We start from the raw sequence: 24,898 nt of genomic DNA, 5'->3' as shown, positions 1-24,898 counted from the left end.
GTCAGCCGGCCGACAGCTCCAGCGAGACGGTGGCGAAGGAGTGCGGCGGCAACGTCACCGTGAGGTGGCCGTCGACGACCGGACCCACCTCGAGCTCGCGTGGGGACACGGCCGACGCCTGGCCCGGGACGTTGTGCGCAGCGGGATCCGACGGTGCGAGCACGCGTGCCGCGGCCTCGGTGACCGCCCGGCCGCGTAGGTCGAGTGTGACGTCGGTGGGCTCGGTCAGGTGCAGGTTCGACAACGACACCAGCGCGGTGTCTCCCGAGACCGAGGCGGAGGAGGACACGCGACGCAACCGGGCGCCGTCTACCTCGATCTCACCATCCTCGCCGAGGAGGTGGACGGCGAGCGAGGTGGCGTCCTGGTGCCCCTTGTTCATCTCGAACACGTGATAGGTGGGCGTGAGCACCAGGTCGCCGGTGCTCTCGTCGGTGAGGATCATCGCCTGCAGCACGTTGACGGTCTGGGCGATGTTCGCCATCACCAGCCGCTCGGCGTGCCCGTGGAAGATGTCGAAGTGCAGGCTCGCCACCAGCGCGTCGCGCATCGTGTTCTGCTGGTACAGGAAGCCCGGGTTCGTGCCCGGCTCCACATCGAACCAGGTGCCCCACTCGTCGAGGATCAGCCCCACCTTCTTGCGCGGGTCGTAACAGTCCATCACGGCCGAGTGCCCGGCGATCAGCTCGTCGACACGCTGCGCCTTGACCATCGTGGCGTAGTACTCGTCGGCGTCGAAGTCCGTGGCGCTGCCCTTCTCCTTCCACTCCCCCGGCACCGTGTAGTAGTGGAAGGTGATCGCCTGGAAGATGTTCTTCGGATCGTGCTGGCAGCCCAGGCAGTTGAGCGCCTTCATCAGCTGCTCGGTCCAGTGGTAGTCGTCGTTCGACGCGCCGGCAGCGATCCGGTACAGCGTGTTGTCGCCGTGGTTGCGGCAATAGGTGGCGTAGCGGCGAGCCTCCTCGGCGTAGTGCTCGGCCGACATGCTGCCGCCGCAGCCCCACGGCTCGTTCCCGATCCCCCAGAACGGCACGTTCCAGGGCTCTTCGCGCCCGTTCTCCCGGCGCAGCCGCGCCATCGGAGAATCGCCGTCGCGAGTGAGGTACTCGACCCAGTCGCTCATCTCCTTGACGGTGCCCGATCCCACGTTGCCGTTGACGTACGGGTCCGCTCCCAGCAGCTCGCACAGCGCCATGAACTCGTGCGTGCCGAAGTGGTTGTTCTCCTCGACGTCACCCCAGTGGGTGTTGACCATGCGCGGCCGGTCCTCCTTCGGACCGATGCCGTCCATCCAGTGGTACTCGTCGGCGAAGCAGCCGCCGGGCCAGCGCAGGTTCGGGATGTTCAGGGCGCGCAGCGCCTCGACGACGTCGAGTCGGATCCCTCCCTCGTTCGGGATCTCGGAGTCCTCGCCCACGTAGAAGCCGCCGTAGATGCACCGGCCCAGGTGCTCGGCGAAGTGGCCGTAGAGGTGCTTGCTGATCTGCGGTCCCTCGACATCGAGGTCGATCACCGCACGGAGTGTGGTCATGGATGTGAACGCTAACAGTCCCGACGGGCGCGCGTCACGTCCGACGCCCCGCACGCCGGTGCATCGTCCACAGCACCGTGCCGATCAGCACGAAGCTCGCGGCCGTCAGCGCGACCGTGAGCAGGCTCGCCGTGACGAGCGGGGCGATCACGCCGGCCAGCAGCGCGTTGAAGCCGAGTGAGGCGAGCGTGCCCAGCGAGGCAGCGGCGCCGCGATGGTCGGGGAAGGTGTCGAGGATCTCGAGCTGGATGACAGGAAACGCGACGGCGATGGCACAGGAGAGCAGCGCCGGCGCCACCATCGCCAGCGGCAGGTGCGGGTGGATGAGCATCAGCACCACGTTCAGCACGCCGGCACCGACGGCCAGGAGCAGCGCCGCGTCCACCAGGCGCGTACGGCTGACCTTGTCGGCCAGCCGGCCCGAGAGCCAGGCGCCGATGAGCATGCCCGTGATGATCGGGACGAAGAGCACCCAGAAATCCTGCTCGCCGAGTCCGAAGAGGTCCACCACGATGATCGGTGCGGCGGCGATGTAGAGGAACTGACCGCCCATCGCGAACGCCGTGACGAGCGCGAGGCGGATCATCGCGGGGTGCCTGCCGACCCGCCCGATCGAGCGCAGCACGGCGCCCACCCGCAACGGCGACCGTGCGGCAGCCGGATGCGTCTCGGGCAGGAGCACGATCACGGCGACCATCGCGAGGGCGCCGTAGATCGCCGTCGCCCAGAAGATGATCGGCCACTCGCCCACCTGGAGCAGCAGGCCGCCGGCCACGGGTGCGATCGCCGGGGCGATGCTGAAGATCATCATGATCCGGCTCATCATCTTGTGCGCCTGCGGACCCGCGAACATGTCGCGGACCACCACACGGGAGACGATCGTCGCAGCGCCCGCGAACGTGCCCTGCAACGTGCGCATCACCAGCAGCACGGCGAGATTCGGCGCGAGCGCACAGCCGATCGAGGCGAGCACGTAGCCGACCAGTCCGGCGATCATCACCGGCTTGCGGCCGAGCGCGTCAGAAAGTGGGCCGTGGAAGACGCTCATGACGGCGAACGCGAGCATGTACAGGCTCGTCACCTGCTGCATCGCGGTGCTGTCGGCGCCGAACTGCTCGCCGATCCGCGCGAACGCAGGGAACACCGTGTCGATCGTGAACGGACCGAGCATGCTGAGGCTCGCCAGGATCACGGTGACGACAGCACCCGCCCGTGGCGACGCCGCGGTCGGATCGTTTCGACTCGGGCTCACCCAGCCACTCTAGGGCGTGCCCCGAGGCACGCTGGAAGTGGGGTCAGGCCACCTTGGTGCCCGCGGCCAGCTGCGCCGGGGTCTCGTCGGTGAAGTCGGCGAAGAAGCCGCCCACGCGGTCGGTGAGCTCAGCCATCCCGTCGCACGCGAACAGCACCGGTTGGTAGTGCGTGATGTCGTAGTCGAAGGTGCCCATCTCGTGGAAGTCGATCGGGCGCACGTCGGCGCCACGGAACTCCTCGATCTCGCCGTAGGAGGACAGCAGCCCGGCGCCGTAGCACCGCAGCTCACCCTCCTCGTACATGACGCCGAACTCGATCGTGAACCAGAACACGTCGGCGACGAACTGCAGCCCCGCCTCGGTCTCGCAGCGGCGCGCCGCCTCGCCCGCGAGGCGCTTCACCTCGGCCACGGCAGGCGAGGCCAGCAGGTTCCCGTGGCCCACGATCTCGTGCAGGATGTCCGGCTCCGGCGTGTACAGCGGGGTGGAGCCGTGCCGCAGGTACTGGGTCGAGTGGAAGACCCGGTCGGCGAGCGAGCCGTAGAAGACGTCGAGGGGCACGAGGCCGGCGGCCGGGTGGAGTGTGAAGCCGGTCAGCGAGCGCAGCCCGTCGCTGACCTCCTGCAGCTGCGGCACGTGGTCCTCGGGCAGCGCGAGCGCCTCCTTGGCCTCGCGGAAGGCACGGATGGCGTACGTGGAGTGCTTGGCGTGCAGCTCACCGGACACTGTCGCCCAGATGCCGTGCTCCTCGTCGGTGTACTCCAGGTGCGGCAGCGGCTCCCCGGGCTCCCAGGCCAGGGCACCGGCTGCGATCACGTTTCGACGCGCCCGGTACTCGGGGTCGTGCGCGCCCGGGTGGTCATCGGCGAGGTGCACGGTGACGCCGTGCTCGTCGTCGGTCACGGGTGCGTACAGCTGTGCCTCTTCGAACATGACTCCTTGGTACGCGTGATCCCACTCACATGCAACGATCGTGTCGATATCCTCGACGTTCATGGCAACGAAGCCCACACTCGACGGCCTCGATCGCAAGATTCTGTCGATCCTGCGGCGCGATGGGCGGCGCTCGTTCGCGGACCTCGCCCGCGACCTCGACATCTCGATCGCCACCGTGAAGCGGCGCGTCGACCGCCTCGAGGCCGGCGGCGTGGTGCAGGGCTACGCCGCCGTGCTCGACACCACCAAGCTGGGCCTCGGATTCGAGGCGATCGTGGAGGTCTACTGCGCCGAGAAGACCACTCCGCGGGACGTGCTCGCCACGATCAGCGGGCTGGACGAGGTCATCAGTGCCGTCACGGTCAGCGGCGAGCCGGATGCGGTCCTGCGGGTTCAGGTGGCCGACGTGCCGCATCTCGAGCGGGTCATCGAGGACCTGCGCCGCCGCCCGAGCATCGTGCGGACCCGCACCATGCTCGTGCTGTCGGTGCTGGTGGACCGACCAGCGGCCCTCGGCGCCTGATCAGGCCGGCCTGAGCAGGTATCCGTCGTCGTTCCGCTCCATCGTGATCACACCGGCGGTCTCGGCGGCACGAGCGAACTGCAGGAAGGACCGGTAGCCGAAGGTCTTCTCGGTGAACTCGGGATGGTCACGCCGGATGTGGTCCTTGAGCCCGCTCAGCGGCACGTCCTTCTTGTTCTTTCCCGCATCGACGACGGCGTCCCGCAGCAGCGCGAAGGCCTCTTCCCTGCTCCCTCGCTCGCTCAGGCGAACGACGGGGTCGCCCTGGGCGGGTCCGTCGCTGACATCGAGAACACCGCGGTCCGCCAGGTGCCGGACCAGCTCGCCGAACGCACGGAAGCCGTGATCGGCCTCGTTGAAGGTGGGGTCCTTGCGCAGCAGCGTGCGCTTGAGCACCGAGGCGGTGACGTCGGCGGCCGAGGAGCGCTCCAGCCCGGCCACGGTCTGGGCCACGAGCACGGCTACGTCGCGGTGGTCTGCTGCCTCGTCCTCGAGCTGGTCGTTCTCCGGCTCCTCGTCCGGTTCCTGAACCCGGGTGACCACAGGCTTGGATGGCGCCGCGGACTCGACGGAACCACCGCCGTCGGGCTTGGTCTTGCCCGACCTCCGTGAGGAGGCGGGACGCGACTCCACACCGGCGAGGTCGTCGTAGTAGAGGAACTCGTCGCAGGCAGGCGGGAGCATCTTGGACGTGGAGTCGCGCACCCCCACACCGATGACGCGCTTGTTCAGCTCGCGGAGCTTGTGCACGAGCGGCGTGAAGTCGCTGTCACCGGTGCAGATCGCGAAGGTCGAGATGTAGTCGCGTGAGAAGGCCATCTCGATGACGTCGACCGCCATCTTGATGTCGGCCGCGTTCTTGCGCGAGGCGCCCATGCGCTGCGGCATCTCGATCAGCTCCACGTGCCCGCGCGTGAGCATGCGGCGGTCCTCGTCGAAGTAGGACCAGTCGGCGTACGCGCGCCGCACCACCACGCGCCCGCGCTCGGCCAGCGCGTCGGTGATCGGGAGCAGGTCGAACGGGGTGGCGAGGTGGTCACGAGCACCCAGCGCGAGGTTCTCGTAGTCGAGCAGCAGGGCGATGCGATCGTCGTCATCCACGCGGCGACCCTACGCGGTCCAGGCTGCTCACGTATCACCGGCCGGGCGCGCTGCTCCTCGGTTGGCAAGACCACCTCACCAAGGAGCGAGCATGACGACGCAGACCGCGCCGGTACAGCGAGGACAAGCAGCCACGAGCGTGACGGTGCGCCTCGATCGCGCAGACGCCGCGATCGGGCGAGGTGCCGAGTTCTCGGGCATGTGCGAGAGGTTCGTGCGCACGTGCTTCGGGTTCGCCGCTCGGTATCCGAGCGCGCGGCAGGCATGGGAGGCCACCACGCGCCGCCGTAGCGGCGAGGCGCCCGCGGGCGTCCCCGTGTTCTGGGACATCACGACCGGGGTCAACAAGGACTTCGACCATGTGGCGATCAGCGTGGGCGGAGGATGGTGCGTGAGCACCTCGGCCGGCCCAACCGCACGGTCGCGAGCGTCAGCATCGCCGCGCTCGACGGCACAGTGGCCAGCACGGGACCTCCCGATCACCTCGGCGCACACGTCGGCGCCTCTGCAGGCCTGTACGCGTACCCGCCGGACGGTTGGCGCGGACCGATGACGATCGGTGCCGAGATCGGGTACCTCAACGTGCAGCGGGCGTACCTCCTCACCAGAAGTGCCCCGGGTGGGGCTTGAACCCACGACCGACGGATTATGAGTCCGCTGCTCTGACCGGCTGAGCTACCGGGGCCGACGGCGTCCCAGCGTAGGGCACGTCATCGCGGCGCAGCCCCCAGTACGGCGGCAGCGATGGCCTCACCGATGATGCGCGCACCTGCCTCGCTCGGATGCACACCGTCGGTACTCATGCCCTCGATGAAGGTGCCGTTCTCGCGGAGCCCGGAGGCTGCATCGACCCAGGTCCAGGCGTGCTGCTCGGCCAGCGCCTCCAGGCAGGTGTTCAGATCGACCGCGCTCTGCGGGGCGGCATCGAGCGGCGGCACCGACGAGAGCACGACCACGTTCACGCCGGCATTCCTGGCGAGCTGCACCAGGTGGCTGCCGGTGTCCTCGCACGAGGTCCAGCCCGCGTCGTTGGTCCCGGCAAGGATGACGAGGACGTCGGCATCGAAGGGTTCCCGCACCGCTGCCACCATCTCCGCCGTGGTGGCGCCCCAGCGCGCCCAGCCGCCCGCGAGCTCGATGTCCTCGCCGACGGCGTAACTCACCCAGGACTCCGGCCCCGGGACGCCCCCGGCGAGGTCGGGGCTGTCCGCGTCGGTGATCGAGTCGCCCACCACGGCCATGCGGATCGCGCCGGCGCTCGGTTCGTCCGTGTGCGCGGTCTCGGTGGTCGGCGGGCTGCACGCCATGAGCACGAGGCAGAGCGCCATGGCGGTGACCACGTGCACAGCCCGGAGCATCAGCCCACCGTAGCCCGCCCGGCGTGGCGATCTAGGGGCGGCGGCCCACCTCGGACGAGGCCACCGTCCAGGCGTGCGCCTGCTCGCTGAGGGTGATGCCGAGACCCGGTCGGTCCGACACCCACATGCGCCCGCCCCGGATCTCCAGGTGCTCGTTGAAGAGCGGGTCGAGCCAGTCGAAGTGCTCGACCCACGGCTCGTTCGGGTAGGCGGCTGCGAGGTGACAGTGGATCTCCATCGCGAAGTGCGGCGCCAGGTCGAGATGCTTCGCCTCGGCGTAGGCGGCCAGCGCGCGGAACTGCGTGATGCCACCCACGCGCGGGGCGTCGGGCTGCACGATGTCGACGGCGCCGGCGTCGATCATGTGCACGTGCTCGGCGACGCTGGAAAGCATCTCCCCCGTGGCGATCGGGGTGTCGAGTGCGCGAGCGAGGGCCGCGTGCCCCTCGGCGTCGTAGGCATCGAGCGGCTCCTCGATCCAGACCAGCCCGAACTCCTCGAAGATCCGGCCCATCCGCATGGCGGTGGCGCGGTCCCACTGCTGGTTGGCGTCGACCATCAGCGGCACATCGGGATCGAGGTGCTCACGTACCGCGGTGACGCGAGCGATATCGGTGCGCCAGTCGGGCTGGCCGACCTTGAGCTTGATGCCCCCGATCCCCTGCTCGAGCGCCGCCACGGCGTTGTCCTTGACCTCGTCGACCGGCGTGTGGAGGAAGCCGCCGGAGGTGTTGTACGTGCGCACCGAGTCGCGGTAGCTACCCAGCAGCTTGGCGAGGGGCAGGCCGGCACGCTTGGCCTTGAGATCCCAGAGCGCCACGTCGAAGGCCGCGATCGCCTGGGTGGCCAGACCGCTACGCCCCACCGACGCGCCGGCCCAGCACAGCTTCGTCCAGATCTTGCCGATGTCGCTGGGGTCCTCACCGAGCAGCACGTCAGCGATCTCGCGCGCGTGCGCGTACTGGCCCGGCCCGCCGGCGCGCTTGGAGTAGGAGAAGCCGATCCCCTCGTGGCCGGCCTCCGTGGTGATCTCGGCGAACAGGAACGCGACCTCGGTCATCGGGCGCTGCCGACCGGTCAGGACCTTGGCGTCGCTGATCGGCGTGGGCAGCGGGAGCGTGATCGAACGGAGCTGCACGTGCGCGATCCGGTCGAGGGTGGCGGCGCCGGACTCGTGCGCGCTCGCGGCGATCATCGGACCTGCTCCAGCAGCGAGGCGAGTTGCCCGCTCTCGGACTCGGACAGCTCGGTCAGAGGCGAGCGGACCGGACCGGCGTCGCGGCCGATCACGCGCATCCCCGCCTTGATGATGCTGACGGCGTAGCCCGCGCCCCGGTTGCGCAGGTCGCAGTACGGGATCACGAAGTCCTCGAGCTGGCCAAACACGTGCGCGGTGTCCCCGGAGCGCACCGCCCGGTAGAAGTCCATGGCCCACTGCGGGACCACGTTGTACAGCGCAGATGAGTAGGTCGACAGACCCAACGAGAGATAGGGCAGGGCGTACATCTCCGCCGTCGGGAGTCCACCGACATAGATCAGCCGGTCACCGAGCCGCGAGTAGATGCGCGTCATCTGCTCGATGTCGCCGACACCGTCCTTGAAACCCACCAGGTTCGGGCAGTCCTCGGCGAGGCGGGCCACTGTGTCGGCGTCGTAGTGGGCGTTGGCGCGGTTGTAGAGGATGACGCCGAGATCGGTGGCCCGGCACACGGCGCGCGCGTGCTCCTCGAGGCCGCGCTGGCCGGCCTCGGTGAGGTACGGCGGCAACAGCAGGATGCCGTCCGCGCCGGCGCGATCCGCGGCCTGGGCGAGCTCCACCGCGATGCTCGTGCCGTAGCCGGAGGGGGCGATGACGGGGAGATCGGCAGGCGCGGCGTCGCGTGCGGCAACGACCACGCGTTCCACCTCGTCGAGGCCCAGCGAGAAGAACTCGCCGGTGCCACCGGCAGCGAACAGACCGGCCGCGCCCTCGGAGGCGAGCCAGGCGACGTGGTCGCGGTAGGGCGCCTCGTTCAGCGCTCCATCGGCCGTGAAGTGCGTGACGGGGAACGACAGCAGGCCGGAGCCGAGGCGGGCGGCGACCTCCTGGGGCGACGGCGACATGCGGATCCTCTCGCTGGTTGACGCTGGAAGCCTAGGCGGCGCCGTGATTCGCGTCCAACACCCAAGGTGGATCCGGTGATACCTTACGCGCATCATGTTCACGCTTGAGCAGATCCGCGGCTTCGTGGCCGTGGCGGAAGAGCTGCACTTCGGACGTGCGGCAGAACGTCTCCGGATGACGCAGCCGCCGCTCAGTCGGCAGATCCAGAAACTCGAGCGCGCCGTCGGCGCCCGGCTGCTCGACCGCGACCAGCGCTCGGTGTCGCTGACCCCGGCCGGTGTCGCGTTCCTCATCGACGCACGCCGCATGCTGAGCACCGCCGAGACCGCGCTCGAGCGCGCCCGGCTGGTCGAGGCCGGCGCGACCGGCACGGTGCGGCTCGCGTTCACGGCCGGCTCGTCGCTGGGCGTGCTGCCGGCGATCCTCGAGGTCGCCGCACAGGCGCTGCCCGACGTGCACCTCGATCTCGTCGAGATGGTGACCGCCGATCAGGTGACGCACCTGTCCGACGGGAGCATCGATGTCGGGCTAGCCCGGCCTCCGTTCGAAGGCGACGCACTCGACTCGCGGCTGATCCAGCGTGAGGAACTGGTGCTGGCGGTTCCGTCGAGCCATCGGTGGGCCGGGGGCGGCAGGGCGATCGCGCTCGATCAACTGGCCGGCGAGCCGCTGATCATGTACTCCGCTGAGCCCGCCCGCTACTTCCACGACCTCCTGGTCGGATTGCTGCCACCCGGAGCACGCGTGGTGCACACCGTCACGCAGGTGCTGACCATGCTCTCGCTCGTGGCGGCGGGCCGGGGTCTCGCGCTGGTGCCGGCGTCGTCAGCGCGGATGCGACTCGACGGCGTCGCCTACCTCGACCTTGACGGCGTGCGCCCACAGCCGATCGAGCTCCACCTTCTGTGGGCGACGGACAACCCGAATCCCGCCGCCCACGCCCTGCTCGCCCATGTGCGGGACTCGGTCGGTGCTGTGATGGACTGAGCGCATGTTCAAGCGTTCGCAGCGGGTGCCGGATGTCGTGGCGAAGGCCGTGACCGATCGCGTGTTGGTCTCGTCCGAGCTCGACGGCGGCCGCTGGCTCGTGCTGACCCGTTCCGAACTGGCGTTGGTCACCTCCGAGACGCTCACCTGGCGGCGGCCATGGCACGAGGTGGAGCGCGGCGGGTGGGACGGCGAGAAGCACGCGCTCACCGTGCACTGGGTGGGTATCGACGAGCCGGATGTGTTGGTCACGGTGGATGAGAACCCTCGTGACCTGCCGTTGGCCTTCCGTGAGCGCGTCGACGCCAGCGTGGTGCACAGCGAGAGCGAGCCAGCACCCGGTGGTGGAACGGTGCGCGCCGTGGTGCGGCGGACCCCCGAGGGCACACTGCTCACCCAGGTGCTCGCTGTGGGCCGGGTCCGACGCGGCCCCGCGCTCGAGTCACAGATCGATGCGCTCGAGGCCAAGGTGCGCGACGCCGTCGGGCTCTGAGCCACGAGTGTGACGTGGGCCGCATATTCAGGTGCGGCAGCACCCTCCTGCGGCCGGTATGATCGTCCACGGCCCATTCCCCTGTAGCTCAATTGGCAGAGCAGCCGACTGTTAATCGGCAGGTTGTTGGTTCGAGTCCAACCGGGGGAGCAACACTCTGGATCGTTCCTGGTGGACGTGGAGCCTGTCGACCATCAGATCGGCCTCGTCCAGGACGTCACCGGCCGCCCAGGTCATGTCTCTCTTGGACTGCGTGATCGGGCGTAGCACCTCAGCCTCGGCGAGTCGTTGGATGGTGGCGTACGCGCGAGCCTCCGATGCACCGGTCAGCCGCAAGACGTCATGCACGTCCACGATCGGATCACTCGGGAGCAGCGACAGCAAGGCAGCCGCCGCCGACCCAGCGCGCGGCTTCACCCTCGCCTGCCACCGGCCCGGCCCCCAACCGAGAACAGCGACGCACTATTCTCGCTTAGCGCACACAAGCGAGATCAGCTGCGCACACGTCCTCGGTAGGCATGGCGGCGGTCGCGCGGCGAGGTCACTCACGTGCCGCCGTGGCTGTGGTAGCCCCATCCCTCCGAGACTCCGATCACATTGCCGGCCGCAGCGTCGAACGAGACCCAGATCTCGTGGAGGTACCCGCCGCGCTCACGCGGCGGGAAGCACCCCACCCGGTGGTACGTCGCCACTACTCCCCTGTTACCCCGCCGTGGGCTTCTGCTTCGGTTCGGCATCCTGAGACGAGAGCGCTGTCGACGATGTTGCTGGGTCGTCGAGTGCGACAACCACGTCGTCGTCAGATCGAAGGCGCGGTGGCGCAGCAGACCACGCCTTCAATTGTTGTCCCACGTTCCCATAGGTGGTCTCGATCGCATCCACAACCGAGTCGATAAAGCTTCCCCGGCCCCGCCCGCGCTTCGTCCCCATGGGGTAGAGCGCCGTGACGACGAACGACTTGAGCTCACGATTCGAGTCCGAGATCAGGCGCGTTGGATCATCCCGGAGCTCGTTCAGAAGCGCGGCGGCGCCACTCCGAGCCCGGAACGCGAATGCCTCAATCCTGAGTTGGTCAGGTGACTCGCGCAATTGCCTGACGAGCCAGTTGACGCGCGCTGCGGGCCGCCCTTGGGATGGCGCATCGAGGGTGAAACTGCACTGAATCTGCCCCGTTCGGAGGCTCACATCCACCTGCATCGGCGAGACGGTCCTCGGAATCCGCAGCCGTGCCTGCAGAACACCGTCGGAGATGAGCAGCGCGCGCGACTTCTCCAGTTTCAGGTACGGATCAGCGACTTCCTGTCGCGTCAGCAGCGGTGTGACCTCGGTTCCAAGTTGACGGCCGAGCTGAAGGCACGCAAACCTGATGAGCGCCTCGAAGCGACTGACTAGCTCAGAGGCGTGCGCATCCTTGGCACGCAGAGTGCCAGAGGCCACAGCCTCGCGCGTCTTGACCCATCCAGAACCCATGTCTTCGAAGGAGAGCGCTCCCGACTTCGGGTGCTCGAGGTAGCGGATGAGCTCCCCGAGGATCCATGCCTGATCAGGATCCGCAACTCCGCGGAACTCCTTCTGCAGGACGGCCTGCGTGAGAAGCTCTGTCCACGAGACGTGATGGAGGTCGACCTTGCGCAACTTGCGTTTGTCGACCGCTACCGGATGAATTCCGGGTGACGGCGGGATCTCATTGGAGATCGTGATGACGCAGTCGAACCCCTCGGCCTTCGCGATGTCGAGATAGGTCTCGATCTGGGCGGTGTCAAGTGTGTTTGTTCCAGTCTTGACCTCAACAAGCCCAGTCCACACGCGGCTACCGCGACGCACACGGATCAACCCGTCCGGAAATGCGGCGCGCGACTCGAACTCGAACGGCACCTCGACGTAGGTCTCGATCGCGCCGGCCGGGGCACCGAGCGGACTGACGACGGCTCTCCCGAACTCCTTCACCGCAGTCATGACGGCGAGCAGCGCCGAAGTCGCTCGCCGTTCCTGTTCCTGCGACCCTCCGATCCCGGACGTCGGAATCAAACGTGCAGCGTTCCAACTCTCTTCAGACACGTCGTCGTATCCCTCTCGCGTTGTTCCGCGCAGACTACTCGCGTTGTGTCACGATTCAAGCGGACACGCCTGCTTCGATCGGTGCCGCGCCACTACTCCCCCTGCAGCGCACGCCGCTTCTGCTCGAGCCCGATGAGCTCGGTGAACGTGCTCTGGTAACTCGGGTCGTCGGTCTCGGTGCGCTGCAACCGCGCCTTCACCTCGCCGATCTGGCGGTTCAGCCCGAGCCGGATCAGCGCGAGCAGTACCCCGCGCGCCCAGCCGCCGATGGCTTCCGGCCGATCCTCCGGCAGCGGCGCCACGGCGAGCTCGGTCACCATGGCCGCCACCGGCCCTGCGGACTCGCGCACACCGTCCGCCCACTGCGCGGCGGCCTGGGCAGCTGCCCCGCCGCCGGCGCCGCGAGCGGTCAGCTCCTCGACCAGCGTGCCGTAGGCGGCCAGTCCCCCGGCGGCGCGGATCGCATCGTGCACAGCACGGTGCGCGGGCACCGCGAAGGTGTCGGCGCCCAGGTCGTCGAAGCCGGCCGCCAGCGCATGCTGCGGGAGCTGCAGCACCGCCACCAGCACCTCGCGCTCAAGCCGCACCACCGGGTCGTCGGAACGAGCCTGCTGCCGCGCCGGCTGCGGCGCCTCGCGCTGATCCTCGCGCCGCTCGTGACGCTGCTCCCCACCACCGTCGCTGCGCCCAGCGCGCTGCACGGCCTGCCGCACCGGCACCTCGTCCATCCCGAGCCAGCCGGCCAGCTCGCGCGCGTACTCACCCCGCAGCGCGTGATCACGGATCCGGGCGACCACAGGCGCTGCCGAACGCAGTCCCGCGACGCGACCCTCCGCCGTCGAGAGATCGACCTGCCGCAGCACCGACTTGATGGCGAACTCGAAGAGCGGTTCACGCGTGCTGACCAGCTCGCGGACCGCGGCATCACCCTTCTCCTGCCGCAGGTCGCACGGGTCGAGCCCACCGGGCTCGACCGCCACGAACGTCTGTGACGCGAACCGCTGGTCCTCCCCGAACGCACGCAGTGCGGCCTTCTGCCCGGCCTCGTCGCCGTCGAAGGTGAACACGACCTCGCCGCCCACAGCTGCGCCCGAGGAGAGCATCACACCCGCCGCTCCCCCCACACCGTCACCCAGCAACCGGCGCACCACCCGCACGTGCTCGGAGCCGAAAGCAGTGCCACAGGTCGCCACAGCGGTCGGCACACCGGACAGGTGCATCGCCATCACGTCGGTGTACCCCTCGACGACGACCACCTGCTTGCGCTTGGCGATCTCCCGCTTGGCGAGGTCGATCCCGTACAGGACCTGAGCCTTCCGATACAGCGGCGTCTCGGGCGTGTTGAGGTACTTCGGCCCCTGGTCGTCCTCGTACAGCCGCCGCGCGCCGAAGCCGACCACGCTCCCGGTGGTGTCGCGGATGGGCCACACGAGCCGGCCGCGGAACCGGTCGTAAGCGCCCCGGTTGCCCTGCGAGGCCAGTCCGGAGGCCGTGAGCTCAGCCTCGGTGAACCCGCGCCCGCGCAGGTGCTTGCTCAGCGGCTCCCAGCCCTTCGGCGCGTATCCGACGCCGAACGGCTCGGTCGCCGCCCGGTCGAAACCCCGCTCGGACAGGAACGCGCGCGCCGTCGCGGCCTCCGGCGACTCGAGCTGCTCGACGTAGAACTCCGCCGCCACCCGGTGCGCCTCGATCAACCGCTGCCGCTTGCCCGGCTCCATCCCTGAACGGCCCTGTCGACCGCCCCGACCGTCGTCTTCGTAGCGCAGCTGCACGCCCGCACGGCCGGCGAGGTGCTCGACCGCCTCGGTGAACGAGAGGCTGTCGATCTTCTGCACGAACGAGATGACGTCACCGCCCTCGCCGCACCCGAAGCAGTGCCACAGCCCCAGCTGTGGCCGCACGTGGAAGCTCGGGGTGCGCTCGTCGTGGAACGGGCACAGCCCCTTCATCGACCCCACGCCCGCCTGCTTCAGCGTGACGTGCGCGCCGACGATCTCCTCGATCCGCGCCCTCTCCCGGACCGCCGCGATGTCCTCGCTGCGTATCCGGCCTGCCATGGGCTGGAGTCTATTCCTCACCGACGACGGCGGAGGTCCCCTCGTCCACAGGCGGCACCTGGTCGGTGGGCTGGCTCGAGTCGGCCCCAGCCGCCTCCGCCTCGGATTCGGCCGCCCGGATCTGCGGCGTGCCCACGCGGCCCACCGCGTAGATCAGCAGCGACAGCGTCAGCACCGCTGCCACCAGCAACGGCGCCCGCAGCGCCCACTCACGCCCGAGCAGCGGCTCGGCGGCCGTGACCATCACGCCACCCAGCGCCGTGCCGATCGAGATCGTGCCCCAGCCGAAGAACCGGTACACCGAGTTCACCCGACCCAGCAGCTGGTCCGGGATCAGCCGCTGCCGCAACGACACCGTGATGACGTTCCACAGCACGATCAGCACACCGGAGAGCACCCCGGCTACCCAGAACAGCACGGCCGAGGTGGTCAGAGCCATCGCCGCTGTCGCCACGCCACTGCCGACGATCGCCACGAACAAGGACGTCCCCGGCGTCAGCCGCTCGGCCACCTTGTCGGAGACGAGCGATCCGATCACCGCGCCGGTCGCCACGCCGGTGGTGACCAGCCCGAACTGCCAGCCCTCGTAGAGCCCGAGCACGTCCTGCACGAACAGCACCAACACCACGAACGCCATGCTGCTGAGCATGTTCATACCGCCGAGCAGCAGTGCCAGGGGACGCAGCAGCCGATGCCGCCACAGCCAACGGAACCCTTCCCCGATCTCCGCGCGCCATGCGATCTTCCCGGTGCGTGGTTCTCCGGCGGGCCGGAAGCTCCCCACCATCGCGAACACCAGGGCCGCGCTGACCGCGAGCAGGCCGGCGTTGATGAGGAACGGCACCGCCAGCGCGATCGCGATCAGCACGCCTCCCAGCGGGGGACCCACGAAGTTGTTCATCGCGGTCTCGGCGCCCCAGAGCCGACCGTTCGCGCGCTCGAGCTGGGACTTGTCCACGACCGCCGGCATCAATGTCTGCGCGGTGTTGTCGCGCAGCACCTCGGCGAACCCGAGCAGCAGCGAGAGTGCGCCCAGCGCGATCAGCAGCACCGGTGCGCTCGCCGGCGGCGCCGCACCTGCGGCAAGCTCCTCGGGCGTGGGGACGCCATCCTGGAACCGCAACACGACCAGGCCGAACATCGCGATGAGCGCGAACCGGATCACGTCCATCCAGGCGACCAGACGCCGTCGGTCGACCCGGTCGGCGATCACCCCGGCCGGCAACGTGAACACCAGCCACGGAAGCCTCGACAGCAGCCCGATGATCGCGATCACCATCGCGTCGCGGGTCAGCGCGGACGCCAGCCAGACCACGGCGATCGCCATCAGGCCGTCACCGAGGTTCGCCGAGACCGCCGAGGCGAACAGCTTGCGGTAGCTGGGACCGAGTGGGCGACGCCCGACGGCCCTGCTCACGCCTCGTCCCGCGGCAACGCCGGACGGGTGGTCGCGTAGACGCCGTACACGAACGCAAAGGTCGTGTCTCCCTCGGCCGATTGCGCCCCGAACTCCAGCAGCAGTTCGTCCAGCCGGTTCCGCCACTCCTCGGCCCGTTCCTGCGGAATGCGCGCGTAGCGGCTGTTCGCGCTCACGATGCCCTCGGGGTTCTGGGCGATCTCCGCGGCGGCGTGGGCGAACAACCGCTCCTCCTCGCCCACCGCCTCGTACTCGCGCCGGTAGAGGAACACGCGCGCCGTACGCCCGTAGTACTTCGCCTCCAGCGCCCGCACCCGCTGGGTCCGGACCACCCGCACGAGCCCGGCCTCCTCGAGCACCTTGAGGTGGTGGCCGACCGTTCCCTTGGGTCTGCCGAGCACCTCGGCCAGCTCCGACGTGGTGGCCGCACGCTCCAGCAGCACTGACACGATCTGCTTGCGCGTGTCCTCGAACAGCGCTCGGTACTGCTTCGGGTCGGCCAGCTCGAGCGTCTCCTCGAGCGCATAGTCAGGGGTCGACGGCGGAGCCTCGGGCTGGTCTTGATGGTCGGCCATTCCCGCATGGTCGGCTCATCCCGACCATTCTGTCAAGGTGCTCGTCCCGGTCCGGCGCCGAGCAGGAGGTCATGCCCGGAACCGGGCCGGAGAGCGGGCAGAAGCTCCTGCCCGGCGGGAGCGGATCGCTCAGGCGTCGTTCGAGACGGCCCCGCAGAGGCGGGCGTGCCAGGCGTACGCCGAGAGGTCGGTGAGCGACGCGACCTGGTCGATGACCACACGAAGGCGCGCGCCGTCGTCGGCCGCTTCTCGCCAGTCGGCGAGGAAGGGCGGCTCGAGCGCGAGCTCGGCACGCTCCCCGATCGCCTCGACCAGCTCGGCGAGCACCACGCGCTGGCGGTGATAGACCGGCTCGTCCTCGCGGGGCGCCATCACGTAGGCGGCCGCGATCCCCTTGAGGATCGCGATCTCGGCGAGGATGGCGTCGGGGATCACCACGGAGGCGTCGAACCGGACGAGCCGTCCCTGGCCATACGCGGCGCGCGTGGCGTCAGCAGCGGCGTCGCAGAATCGACCGATCAGCTGACTGGTCATGTCCTTGAGCCGTGCGAGCGCGAGCCGGCCGCCGTCGTAGCCGGGAACCCAGTAGGACAGACCGAGGAGGCGGTCGAGCGCGTCACCGAGGTCGTCATCGGTGACGTCCGGGTCGTACCAGTCGCGCACCTGAGTGACGACCTTCTCGTGCGCGACGTCGCTCCGCAGCGCCCACGGATCCACCTTGCCGAGCACGATCGCGTCCTCGACGTCGTGGACCGAGTAGGAGACGTCGTCGGCGAGGTCCATCACCTGCGCCTCAAGACAGCGCACCCCCATCGGCGCCCCCTCGCGCAACCACGCGAACGTGGCCGCGTCCTCCCGATACACGCCGAACTTGGAGGTCACCAGGCCATCGGTCCCGACCGGCCCCTCGCCCGTGAACCAGGGGTACTTGGTCGTCGCGTCCAGCGAGGCCCGCGTGAGATTGAGGCCGCACGGCACGCCCTCAGCCGTGAGCGTCTTGGGTTCGAGCCTGGTGAGGATCCGCAGCGTCTGCGCGTTGCCCTCGAACCCTCCGATCGTCATCGCGACCAGGTCGAGCGCGTTCTCACCGTTGTGGCCGAACGGAGGGTGGCCCAGATCGTGGGACAGGCAGGCGGTGTCCACCACGTCCGGGTCACAGCCCAAGGACTTCCCCAGCTCGCGGCCGACCTGCGCGACCTCGAGGGAGTGGGTGAGACGGGTGCGCACGAAGTCGTCGCTGCCGGGGCCGAGGACCTGCGTCTTGGCACCGAGGCGTCGCAGCGCCGAGGAATGCACCACCCGCGCGCGGTCGCGTTCGAACGGCGTGCGCCCTGCCCGCTTCGGGGCCTCCAGATACCACCGCTCCGCATCGGCGTCGGCATAGCCGGGCTCCGGCATCTCGACGCTCGCTGACATGAGGCGAGCCTATGACCTGTCCGACCCGACCGGTTCGCCGGCGATGTCAGGGGCCTGCCATACGGTGCGAGGAGGAGGCGTACGAGTAACTCCGGACGCCGTGTTTTCGTTGAGATTCTGCGGTGAATGTCTTGTGTAGTGAACATCTGTACGATAGATTTGGCGCATGGACGCGACCCGTGCAGCAGCCGTCGACGAGGGCCACCTCGTGGGACTGCTGCGGCGCGCGCAGGAGGCTCTGGCCGAGGCCGCGGCACACGCCTCGGGGATGGCCGACCTCGAGATCGAACCGATGCTGGAGGCGTCCGAGCTGGTCGGCAGCATCCACCGGCTGAGTGAGGCCGTGGTGGTGCGCACGGTCGATGCGGTGCAGACCCAGGAACGATGCGCGGCAGCCGAATCCTCCCTCGCCGCACGATGCGGATTCCGCGATGGTGCCGGGCTGCTGATCGCGCTGACCGGCGTGAGCCGCCCGACGCTGAAGCGGTGGCAGCGGCTGGCGCAGGCCACGAGCCCACGGGGTGTCGGGTCCACGGGCGTCCTTCCACCGCTGCTACCGCACCTGGCGGAGGCGTTGGGGGCCGGTCTGGTCAGCGTCGATCAGGCCGGTGTGATCCGGCAGCATCTGCTGGAGGCCTCCGCCCGTGCCCGCCCGGAGCATCTCGACGTGGCCGAACGGGCACTCGTGGCCGCGGCGGTCGGCCTGGTCGACGAGCAGGAGTGCGGCGACCCCTCCGGCGAGTCCCTCACCTCGCACCTGGCCGCACTGGGCGACTCCGTGTCGTTGACACCGTTGTCGCCGCCGCAACTCGGAACGCTGGCACGCGCGTGGCAGGCAGCGATCGATCCGGATGGTCCTGAGCCCACCTATGACGAGCAGCGTCGGCAGCGTTCGTTCACGCTGGGTCGACGGTCCGACGGGATGTGGGTCGGGAAGCTGCTGCTGCCGCCCGAACAGGGCGAGACGCTCCGCCTCGCGCTGGACGCCCACAACGCGCCCCGCGCCAAGGCCCGATTCCGCGACGACCTGTTCCCCACGCACGCGCAGGACCCGGATAGCGTCGCGAGCGAGGCACCCCTCGCCGATGGCCCGCTCGGCGGCCGTGTCGATGGCCCGGTCAGCGAGGGTGTCGACAGCGAGCGTCACGACGGGTTCCGCACCGACTCCGGGTCCGCGCGGTTGCCCCGGCGCGGGCAGGTCGACGACCGGACCACGGCGCAGCGGCAGGCCGACACGCTGCTCGGCCTCCTCACCTCGGCGATGGCGCTGGGTGACGCCCCGACCGTCGGAGGTAGCCCAGCCGGGCTCGTCGTCACGATCAGCGAGTCCGAGCTCGCCGAGCACGCCCAGACCGGCGGCGGCACGGCGCGGCTGGATCAATCGGGCGAGATCGTCCCGGCCCACGTCGCCGCGAAGATCATCTGCGACGGGTACCTGCAAGGCTGCGTCCTCAACGAGGACGGCCTCCCGCTCAAGCTCGGCAGATCCCGACGCCTGCACACCACGCACCAGCGCCGCGCGATCCTGACCGCGTATCCGGGCGGATGCCTCAACCAGTATTGCGACGCACCTCCCGGGTTCACCGAGATCCACCATCCCGTGTGGTGGTCGAACGGCGGCGAGACCGACGTCACCAACGGCATCCCCGTGTGTCAGCACTGCCACACCGAGATCCACGCCGGCCGGTTGCGCTGTGTCCAGGACAGTGCCGGGCGCTGGCATCTCGAGCCGACGCTCGCACACCGCAGATGGAGGTTCGGAGGCGCGCTGGCGCGCGCGTCCTGACGGAACCGAGCTACCGGACCGCGCCCGTGATTTGGCGCCGATCCGGCAGGCAGGAAGAATGCACCGGTGACGACGACTTACCCCCTCGACGCGGGCGCAGCCTTGACCACGACCACGTTGGTACACCCCGCCTCGACCGCTCGCGAGTGGTGGCGCAGCGCGGTGATCTACCAGGTCTACCCGCGCAGCTTCGCGGACGCCGACGGCGATGGTCTGGGCGACCTGCCTGGCATCACGTCGCGACTGGGACATCTCACGCGGCTGGGCGTGGACGCCCTCTGGCTCTCGCCGTTCTATACCTCGCCACAGCACGACGCCGGCTACGACGTGGCCGACTACCGGCAGGTCGATCCGCGGTTCGGCACCCTCGCCGACGCCGACGCCCTGCTTGGGAAGGCCCACCGGCTCGGCCTCAAGGTGCTCATCGACCTGGTGCCCAACCACACCAGCAGCGAGCACGCCTGGTTCCAGGCAGCCCTCGCTGCCGCCCCAGGATCCTCCGAGCGTGCCCGCTACATCTTCCGAGACGGCAAGGGCGAGCATGGCGAGCAGCCGCCCACCAACTGGCGCAGCGTGTTCGGCGGTCCGGCGTGGACCCGGGTCACGGAGGCCGACGGCTCCCCCGGCCAGTGGTACCTGCACCTGTTCGACGTCACCCAGCCCGACCTCGATTGGGAGAACGAGGAGGTGCGGCTGGAGCTGGAGTCGATCCTGAGGTTCTGGCTCGACCGGGGCGTGGATGGCTTCCGCGTGGACGTGGCGCACGGACTCGTCAAGGACCAGACCTTCCCCGACTGGGGACACCGCACCGACATGGTCAGCGGCAGCGACGATCCGGACGCCGAGGACAGCGGCGACGCCCTCGACGCGCACGACCCCGGCCCCTCGCCGTACTGGGACCAGCCCGGCGTGCACGAGATCTACCGCCGCTGGCACCGGGTGCTCGAGGAGTACGACGGTGACCGTTGCCTCGTCGCCGAGGCGTGGGCCGATGGTCCCGAGAAGATCGCCGCCTACACGCGCTCCGACGAGATGCAGCAAGCCTTCAACTTCGACTTCCTGGCCACGCCGTGGGATGCCACGCTGCTGCGCGAGTCCATCACCGGCGGTCTCGAGGCCGCCGATGGCGTGGGCGCACCCTGCACCTGGGTGCTGTCGAACCACGACGTGGTCCGCGCCTCCTCGCGACTTGGCTACGCGACCACTGGCAAGGGACCCAACGGGATCGGTGCCGAAGACCCGCAGCCCGACTCCGAGCTCGGCCTGCGCCGCGTTCGCGCCGCAGCGCTGCTGATGCTCGCGCTGCCGGGCAGCGCGTATCTCTACCAGGGCGAGGAGGTCGGTCTGCCCGAGCACACGGCACTCCCGGACGAGCTCCGCGAGGACCCGGCCTGGTTCCGCACGAACCACGCCGAGAAGGGCCGCGACGGGTGTCGAGTGCCACTCCCCTGGGAGGCCGAGGCCCCCGGTTTCGGGTTCTCGCCGACCGGCAAGACCTGGCTGCCGCAGCCGACGGACTGGGCGAGCTACGCCGTCGACAGTCAGAAGGGCGTGCCCGGCTCGACCCTGGAGACCTACCGCGCCGCGCTGCGACTGCGTCGCGAGTACCGCCTCGGCACCGGCTCGCTCGCCTGGGTCGACGGCCTCGACGACTGCGCCAAGGACTCGGTGATCGCCTTCGCCAACCGTGACGTGCTCGTGGTGGCCAATCTCGGCGAGAAGCCGGTCGAGATGGCCTCCGGCGTGGAGCTCGTGCACGCCAGCGGGCCGCTGCTGCACACGCTCAGCGGCGCCCTCGCTGTGCCGACCGACACCACGGTGTGGGTGCGACCGGTCCAGCCCGAGCCCACCGACCCGGCCCGCTGAGCGTCAGCCCTTCACAGCACCGGCCGTCAGCCCACCCACGATGTAGCGCTGCAAGAACTGGAACAGCACCACGATCGGGATCGAGGCGAGCACCGCACCGGCAGCGAAGATGCCCCAGCGGGCATCGAACTGGCCGGACACGAACTGGTACAGCCCCACGGCCACCGTCAGCTGACTCTGCTGCGTCAGCACCACGCGCGCGATGATGAAGTCACTGAAGGATCCGACGAAGCTGAGCAGCGCCACGACCGCAAGCACGGGTGCCACCAGCCGCAGGATGATCGTGAAGAAGATCCGGCTGTGCGAGGCGCCGTCGATGCGAGCGGCCTCGTCGAGCTCACGCGGGACCGAGTTGAAGAACCCGTACATGAGGAACGTGTTGGCCCCGAGCGCGCCACCGAGGTAGACCGCGATGAGCGCCGCCCGGCTGTTGAGTCCGAGGACCGGTATCGCGTTCCCCAGTGCCAGGAGCAGCAGGAGGATCGCGACGAACGCCAACAGCTGCGGGAACATCTGCAGCAGCAGCAGGAACGTCAGCGCATTGCGGCGGCCCTTGAACCGGAACCGGGAGAAGGCGTAGGCCGCCGCCGCCGCCATCAGCACCGTGCCAACCGCGGAGACACCGCCGATGATCAGCGAGTTCAGCATCCACTGGCCGAAATACGTCTGGAAGAGCGCCTCGTACTGCAGGGTCGTCACCGAGGTGAACAGCCCCGAGGTGCCGCTCAGGGTCCCCCGCTGCGACAGCGACGCGGAGATCACGAACACGATGGGAAAGGCTGCGTAGGCGATGGCCACGACCGCGACCAGGTAGCGCCAGGACAGGTCGCGCCACCAGCGGGTCCGGCGTGCTGCCTTCCGCGTGCCCAGGGCGTCGTTCACGACGGCACTCATCTCAGATCACCTCCTCGAGCTTGCGGGTCTGTCTGAAGCCCAGCCAGGACACGAGGCCCACGATCACGAAGATGAGGATCGACATCGCCGCGGCGAGCCCGTACTGCTTGGTGCCTGCGTCGACCGCCACCTTGTAGACCACCGAGATCAGGATGTCGGTCTGGCCGAGCGCGAGCGGGTGGCCCGGGATGTTCGGTCCGCCGCCGGTCACGAAGTAGATGAGGTTGAAGTTGTTGAAGTTGAAGGCGAAGGACGCGATCAACAGCGGCGCTACCGAGATCATCAGCAGCGGCAAGGTGATGGAGCGGAACTGCCGGAACGCCTTGGCGCCGTCGATCTTCGCCGCCTCGTAGACGTCTGCCGGCACCGCCTGCAAGGCACCCGTGGCAATGAGGAACATGTACGGGAAGCCCAGCCACAAGTTGACAGCCAGGATCGAGAAGCGCGCGAGCCACGGATCGCTCAGCCAGGAGATGTTCGCGCCGCCGAGCAGGGTCGAGTTGATGAAGCCGAACCGCTCGTTGAGCATGCCTCGCCACACCAGCGCGGCCAGAAAGCCCGGGAAGGCGTACGGCAGGATCAGCAGCGACCGGATCACCTTCCGACCACGCACAGCCGGATGGTTGAAGGTCATCGCGAAGAAGAGGCCGAGGAAGAACGTGGTGGCCACCGACAGGAAGGCGAACGCGAACGTCCAGCCACCTGCCTGCAGGAGGGCGCTGCTCACGCGAGAGTCGGTGAACATCCGGGAGAAGTTCTCGACGCCGATCGTCACCGGCCAGCCCGGAGTCAGCCGAGTGCCGTCCTCCCCCACGAAGAAGCCACGGTCGTCCGGTGTGAACACCTCACCGTTGGTGACATCGGTGAAGGCGTCGGCGCTCTCGTCGTAGGAGAAGCGCGGTGAGGACTGGAAGCCCACGGTGCCGGTCTGGGTGCGGATCCACCCGTCGGCGGGGTCATCCGAGAACGGGACCCGCAACGACGTGATCTCCGACTGCAACGCCGCCATGTCTCCCAGTCCGAGCACCACCCAACCAGGGACCTCGGCGGGCGCACCCGTGGGACCGAGCGTGGCGCCGTCGACCACCTCGAGCGGAGTCTCCGCGGTGCCCGCCTCCACCTGTCCGTCGATGGCGACCGCGAAACCGAGCACCCCGTCCTCGTCACGGACCACGGCAAGCGGCAGATCCTGCGCGCCCTCCACCCGCACGTCGCCCGTGGACAGGATCTGCTCGATCGCCTGCGGCTTCGTGATCGTGTTCTCGGAGCCGTAGTTGGTGAACGCGATGTAGGCCGTGTAACCCATCGTGAACACCTGGTACACGAGCAGGAAGACGACGCCGGGCAGCAGGTACTTCGCCGGCACCATCCGCTTGCTGAAGTACACCCAGTTGAGGGCGATCAGGATGGCCACGAGCGAGGCGAGGATCCACCACTCCTGCACCATGAAGGCGGAGTAGATCCCGTACAAGGTCAGAGCGTTCAGCACCGCCATGACGGCGAGCTTGGCGAACCACCAGACGTTCAGCTCGCGCGCGTGCGAGGTGGTGCCGCGCACCGGGGTGTCGTCCTGAGGGGCGACTGTGCTCATCACGACTCCAAAGGGGTGAGCTCGGGGGCGCCCCTACGACGCCCCCGAGCGCTGAGGTCAGCCGATGGCGGCTTCGATGTTCTCCACCATCGTCTGCCACGCGGCAGCCGGGTCACTGGCGTCGCCGGAGATGATGTCGGCCTCGGTGCTGCCCCAGAACTCCCAGACCGCACCCATCTGCGGCAGCGACGGCATCGGCACGCCCACCTCGCCGGCCGCGGCGAAGCCCGCCACGATCGGGTCGTCGGCGGCGATCGCATCGGCGGCCGAGGTCAGCGCCGGGATGCGGCCGCCGCTCTCGTACAGCGCGGTCTGCACCTCGGGAGTGGCCACGTAGTTGAGCAGGAATGTGTTGGCCACGAGCTGGTTCTCGGACTGGGCGTTCACGAAGAAGCCCTGTACGCCCACGAACGGGGACGCGGTCTCGCCGCCCGCAGACGGCACCGGGAGCACAGAGACCTCGAGGCCGGCAGCGTTGAAGTCCGCGATGTTCCACGGACCGGTGATCATGAAGGCCGACTCGCCGTTGGAGAAGGCTTCCTTGGCGACGTCGCCGCTGATGTTGACGTCGAGCGCACCGGTGCCGTTGGCGCCGTTGTCGGCGAGCCAGCTCGCGAAGGCCTCGCCGGCGTCGCCGCCGAGCGCGAGCTCGGGGATGTAGGACCCCGTGTCGTCGGTGCCGAAGACCGGGGCACCGAACGAGGTCTGGAACGGGTACATGTGGTACGCGTCGCCGCCCTCGGCGTCCTGCTGCAGCAGCAGTGGGTACTGGCCGCCGGCTTCCTCACCCGCGGCGACGAGCTCGTCCCAGGTGGTGGGCTCGGCGTCGCTCATACCGTCGTTGCGGACCAGCGCGATGTTCTCGATGCCGTAGGGCACGCCGAAGTTCGAGCCGTCGTAACTGAAGGCGTTGACCGCCACCTCGGAGAACTCCGACGCGGTCGCGCCCAGG

General features: G+C 69.1%; 22 protein-coding genes and 2 tRNA genes. 7 read left to right on the top strand and 17 right to left on the bottom strand.

Annotation, left to right across the window (positions count from 1 at the left end):
- Position 1: 1 nt before the first annotated feature.
- From ACOJSN_RS15205 to ACOJSN_RS15195, 3 genes are read right to left on the bottom strand one after another with little or no spacing between them, the layout of a single operon-like run.
- Positions 2 to 1,531 carry an alpha-N-arabinofuranosidase gene (locus ACOJSN_RS15205; protein WP_420113336.1) on the bottom strand — a complete coding sequence of 510 codons (1,530 nt, stop codon included), beginning with the start codon at positions 1,529 to 1,531 and terminating at the stop codon, positions 2 to 4.
- Between the two features lie 34 nt (positions 1,532 to 1,565).
- A complete protein-coding gene (locus tag ACOJSN_RS15200) occupies positions 1,566 to 2,783 on the bottom strand; it encodes a multidrug effflux MFS transporter (protein ID WP_420113335.1) in 1,218 nt (405 codons plus the stop codon).
- A 43-nt stretch (positions 2,784 to 2,826) separates the two neighbouring features.
- On the bottom strand, positions 2,827 to 3,717 hold the full coding sequence (locus ACOJSN_RS15195) for a phenylalanine 4-monooxygenase (protein WP_420113334.1): 891 nt from the start codon (positions 3,715 to 3,717) through the stop codon (positions 2,827 to 2,829).
- A 61-nt stretch (positions 3,718 to 3,778) separates the two neighbouring features.
- On the opposite strand from ACOJSN_RS15195, the gene ACOJSN_RS15190 reads away from it, so the two are divergent.
- Positions 3,779 to 4,243, top strand: coding sequence for an Lrp/AsnC family transcriptional regulator (locus tag ACOJSN_RS15190; RefSeq protein WP_420113333.1), 465 nt, complete (start codon positions 3,779 to 3,781; stop codon positions 4,241 to 4,243).
- On the opposite strand, the gene ACOJSN_RS15185 is transcribed toward ACOJSN_RS15190, so the two are convergent.
- Entirely contained in the window at positions 4,244 to 5,344 is a 1,101-nt protein-coding gene (locus ACOJSN_RS15185; protein ID WP_420113332.1) for an NYN domain-containing protein, read from the bottom strand. It lies immediately after the preceding gene.
- Between the two features lie 387 nt (positions 5,345 to 5,731).
- On the opposite strand from ACOJSN_RS15185, the gene ACOJSN_RS15180 reads away from it, so the two are divergent.
- Positions 5,732 to 5,974, top strand: coding sequence for a hypothetical protein (locus ACOJSN_RS15180; protein WP_420113331.1), 243 nt, complete (start codon positions 5,732 to 5,734; stop codon positions 5,972 to 5,974).
- Here the strand turns inward: ACOJSN_RS15180 and ACOJSN_RS15175 are convergent.
- From ACOJSN_RS15175 to kdgD, 4 genes are all read right to left on the bottom strand, one after another.
- Positions 5,956 to 6,029, bottom strand: a tRNA-Ile gene (locus tag ACOJSN_RS15175). The two genes, ACOJSN_RS15180 and ACOJSN_RS15175, sit on opposite strands and share 19 nt — an antisense overlap.
- Positions 6,030 to 6,054: 25 nt before the next feature.
- On the bottom strand, positions 6,055 to 6,702 hold the full coding sequence (locus ACOJSN_RS15170) for an SGNH/GDSL hydrolase family protein (protein ID WP_420113330.1): 648 nt from the start codon (positions 6,700 to 6,702) through the stop codon (positions 6,055 to 6,057).
- 31 nt (positions 6,703 to 6,733) lie between these two features.
- Positions 6,734 to 7,897, bottom strand: a complete 1,164-nt coding sequence (locus ACOJSN_RS15165; RefSeq protein ID WP_420113329.1) for an L-talarate/galactarate dehydratase — start codon at positions 7,895 to 7,897, stop codon at positions 6,734 to 6,736.
- Positions 7,894 to 8,805: a 5-dehydro-4-deoxyglucarate dehydratase gene (kdgD, locus tag ACOJSN_RS15160; protein WP_420113328.1), complete on the bottom strand. Its 912-nt coding sequence runs from the start codon at positions 8,803 to 8,805 to the stop codon at positions 7,894 to 7,896. Before kdgD ends, ACOJSN_RS15165 begins: the two co-directional genes overlap by 4 nt.
- 94 nt (positions 8,806 to 8,899) lie before the next feature.
- On the opposite strand from kdgD, the gene ACOJSN_RS15155 reads away from it, so the two are divergent.
- The 3 genes from ACOJSN_RS15155 (at position 8,900) to ACOJSN_RS15145 (ending at position 10,436) form a co-directional block, all read left to right on the top strand.
- Complete coding sequence (locus ACOJSN_RS15155) at positions 8,900 to 9,793, top strand: LysR substrate-binding domain-containing protein (protein ID WP_420113327.1); 894 nt, start codon at positions 8,900 to 8,902, stop codon at positions 9,791 to 9,793.
- A 4-nt stretch (positions 9,794 to 9,797) separates the two neighbouring features.
- Positions 9,798 to 10,286 carry a hypothetical protein gene (locus ACOJSN_RS15150; protein ID WP_420113326.1) on the top strand — a complete coding sequence of 163 codons (489 nt, stop codon included), beginning with the start codon at positions 9,798 to 9,800 and terminating at the stop codon, positions 10,284 to 10,286.
- Between the two features lie 77 nt (positions 10,287 to 10,363).
- Positions 10,364 to 10,436, top strand: a tRNA-Asn gene (locus ACOJSN_RS15145).
- Between the two features lie 395 nt (positions 10,437 to 10,831).
- On the opposite strand, the gene ACOJSN_RS15140 is transcribed toward ACOJSN_RS15145, so the two are convergent.
- The 6 genes from ACOJSN_RS15140 to ACOJSN_RS15115 all read right to left on the bottom strand — a co-directional run bounded on the left by ACOJSN_RS15140 (position 10,832) and on the right by ACOJSN_RS15115 (position 17,809).
- Positions 10,832 to 10,978 (bottom strand): hypothetical protein, encoded by a 147-nt coding sequence (locus tag ACOJSN_RS15140; protein WP_420113325.1) that lies wholly within the window; start codon positions 10,976 to 10,978, stop codon positions 10,832 to 10,834.
- 10 nt (positions 10,979 to 10,988) lie between these two features.
- Complete coding sequence (locus ACOJSN_RS15135; RefSeq protein WP_420113324.1) at positions 10,989 to 12,344, bottom strand: hypothetical protein; 1,356 nt, start codon at positions 12,342 to 12,344, stop codon at positions 10,989 to 10,991.
- A 92-nt stretch (positions 12,345 to 12,436) separates the two neighbouring features.
- Entirely contained in the window at positions 12,437 to 14,401 is a 1,965-nt protein-coding gene (gene dnaG, locus ACOJSN_RS15130) for a DNA primase (protein ID WP_420113323.1), read from the bottom strand.
- A gap of 10 nt (positions 14,402 to 14,411) precedes the next feature.
- A complete protein-coding gene (locus tag ACOJSN_RS15125) occupies positions 14,412 to 15,818 on the bottom strand; it encodes an MFS transporter (RefSeq protein ID WP_420113322.1) in 1,407 nt (468 codons plus the stop codon).
- On the bottom strand, positions 15,815 to 16,393 hold the full coding sequence (locus ACOJSN_RS15120; protein WP_420113321.1) for an ArsR/SmtB family transcription factor: 579 nt from the start codon (positions 16,391 to 16,393) through the stop codon (positions 15,815 to 15,817). The genes ACOJSN_RS15125 and ACOJSN_RS15120 overlap by 4 nt, the downstream gene beginning before the upstream one ends.
- Before the next feature lie 129 nt (positions 16,394 to 16,522).
- Positions 16,523 to 17,809: a deoxyguanosinetriphosphate triphosphohydrolase gene (locus tag ACOJSN_RS15115; RefSeq protein ID WP_420113320.1), complete on the bottom strand. Its 1,287-nt coding sequence runs from the start codon at positions 17,807 to 17,809 to the stop codon at positions 16,523 to 16,525.
- A 166-nt stretch (positions 17,810 to 17,975) separates the two neighbouring features.
- Here ACOJSN_RS15115 and ACOJSN_RS15110 point away from each other — a divergent pair, with 166 nt between their 5' ends.
- Entirely contained in the window at positions 17,976 to 19,595 is a 1,620-nt protein-coding gene (locus ACOJSN_RS15110; protein WP_420113319.1) for a DUF222 domain-containing protein, read from the top strand.
- 66 nt (positions 19,596 to 19,661) lie between these two features.
- Positions 19,662 to 21,461: a glycoside hydrolase family 13 protein gene (locus ACOJSN_RS15105; RefSeq protein ID WP_420113318.1), complete on the top strand. Its 1,800-nt coding sequence runs from the start codon at positions 19,662 to 19,664 to the stop codon at positions 21,459 to 21,461.
- Between the two features lie 3 nt (positions 21,462 to 21,464).
- On the opposite strand, the gene ACOJSN_RS15100 is transcribed toward ACOJSN_RS15105, so the two are convergent.
- The 3 genes from ACOJSN_RS15100 to ACOJSN_RS15090 form a co-directional block, all read right to left on the bottom strand.
- Positions 21,465 to 22,355 carry a sugar ABC transporter permease gene (locus tag ACOJSN_RS15100; RefSeq protein WP_420113317.1) on the bottom strand — a complete coding sequence of 297 codons (891 nt, stop codon included), beginning with the start codon at positions 22,353 to 22,355 and terminating at the stop codon, positions 21,465 to 21,467.
- Position 22,356: 1 nt separating this feature from the next.
- Positions 22,357 to 23,946 carry an ABC transporter permease subunit gene (locus ACOJSN_RS15095; protein WP_420113316.1) on the bottom strand — a complete coding sequence of 530 codons (1,590 nt, stop codon included), beginning with the start codon at positions 23,944 to 23,946 and terminating at the stop codon, positions 22,357 to 22,359.
- Positions 23,947 to 24,003: 57 nt separating this feature from the next.
- The coding region (locus ACOJSN_RS15090) for a sugar ABC transporter substrate-binding protein (protein WP_420113315.1) at positions 24,004 to 24,898 on the bottom strand (895 nt) is incomplete at its 5' end.

This window comes from Pseudactinotalea sp., from assembly GCF_048594945.1.
Taxonomy (GTDB): Bacteria; Actinomycetota; Actinomycetes; order Actinomycetales; family Beutenbergiaceae; genus Pseudactinotalea.
This window is presented reverse-complemented; position numbering and strand designations above follow the sequence as displayed.

What these genes read in the sequence shown, in the direction of transcription:
- ACOJSN_RS15110 (WP_420113319.1), top strand. Translation starts at nt 17,976, where the DNA reads ATGGACGCGACCCGTGCAGCAGCCGTCGACGAGGGCCACCTCGTGGGA.
- dnaG (WP_420113323.1), bottom strand. Translation starts at nt 14,401, where the DNA reads ATGGCAGGCCGGATACGCAGCGAGGACATCGCGGCGGTCCGGGAGAGG.
- ACOJSN_RS15115 (WP_420113320.1), bottom strand. Translation starts at nt 17,809, where the DNA reads ATGTCAGCGAGCGTCGAGATGCCGGAGCCCGGCTATGCCGACGCCGAT.
- ACOJSN_RS15155 (WP_420113327.1), top strand. Translation starts at nt 8,900, where the DNA reads ATGTTCACGCTTGAGCAGATCCGCGGCTTCGTGGCCGTGGCGGAAGAG.
- ACOJSN_RS15170 (WP_420113330.1), bottom strand. Translation starts at nt 6,702, where the DNA reads ATGCTCCGGGCTGTGCACGTGGTCACCGCCATGGCGCTCTGCCTCGTG.
- ACOJSN_RS15205 (WP_420113336.1), bottom strand. Translation starts at nt 1,531, where the DNA reads ATGACCACACTCCGTGCGGTGATCGACCTCGATGTCGAGGGACCGCAG.
- ACOJSN_RS15190 (WP_420113333.1), top strand. Translation starts at nt 3,779, where the DNA reads ATGGCAACGAAGCCCACACTCGACGGCCTCGATCGCAAGATTCTGTCG.
- ACOJSN_RS15150 (WP_420113326.1), top strand. Translation starts at nt 9,798, where the DNA reads ATGTTCAAGCGTTCGCAGCGGGTGCCGGATGTCGTGGCGAAGGCCGTG.
- ACOJSN_RS15120 (WP_420113321.1), bottom strand. Translation starts at nt 16,393, where the DNA reads ATGGCCGACCATCAAGACCAGCCCGAGGCTCCGCCGTCGACCCCTGAC.
- kdgD (WP_420113328.1), bottom strand. Translation starts at nt 8,805, where the DNA reads ATGTCGCCGTCGCCCCAGGAGGTCGCCGCCCGCCTCGGCTCCGGCCTG.
- ACOJSN_RS15095 (WP_420113316.1), bottom strand. Translation starts at nt 23,946, where the DNA reads ATGAGCACAGTCGCCCCTCAGGACGACACCCCGGTGCGCGGCACCACC.
- ACOJSN_RS15195 (WP_420113334.1), bottom strand. Translation starts at nt 3,717, where the DNA reads ATGTTCGAAGAGGCACAGCTGTACGCACCCGTGACCGACGACGAGCAC.
- ACOJSN_RS15100 (WP_420113317.1), bottom strand. Translation starts at nt 22,355, where the DNA reads ATGAGTGCCGTCGTGAACGACGCCCTGGGCACGCGGAAGGCAGCACGC.
- ACOJSN_RS15165 (WP_420113329.1), bottom strand. Translation starts at nt 7,897, where the DNA reads ATGATCGCCGCGAGCGCGCACGAGTCCGGCGCCGCCACCCTCGACCGG.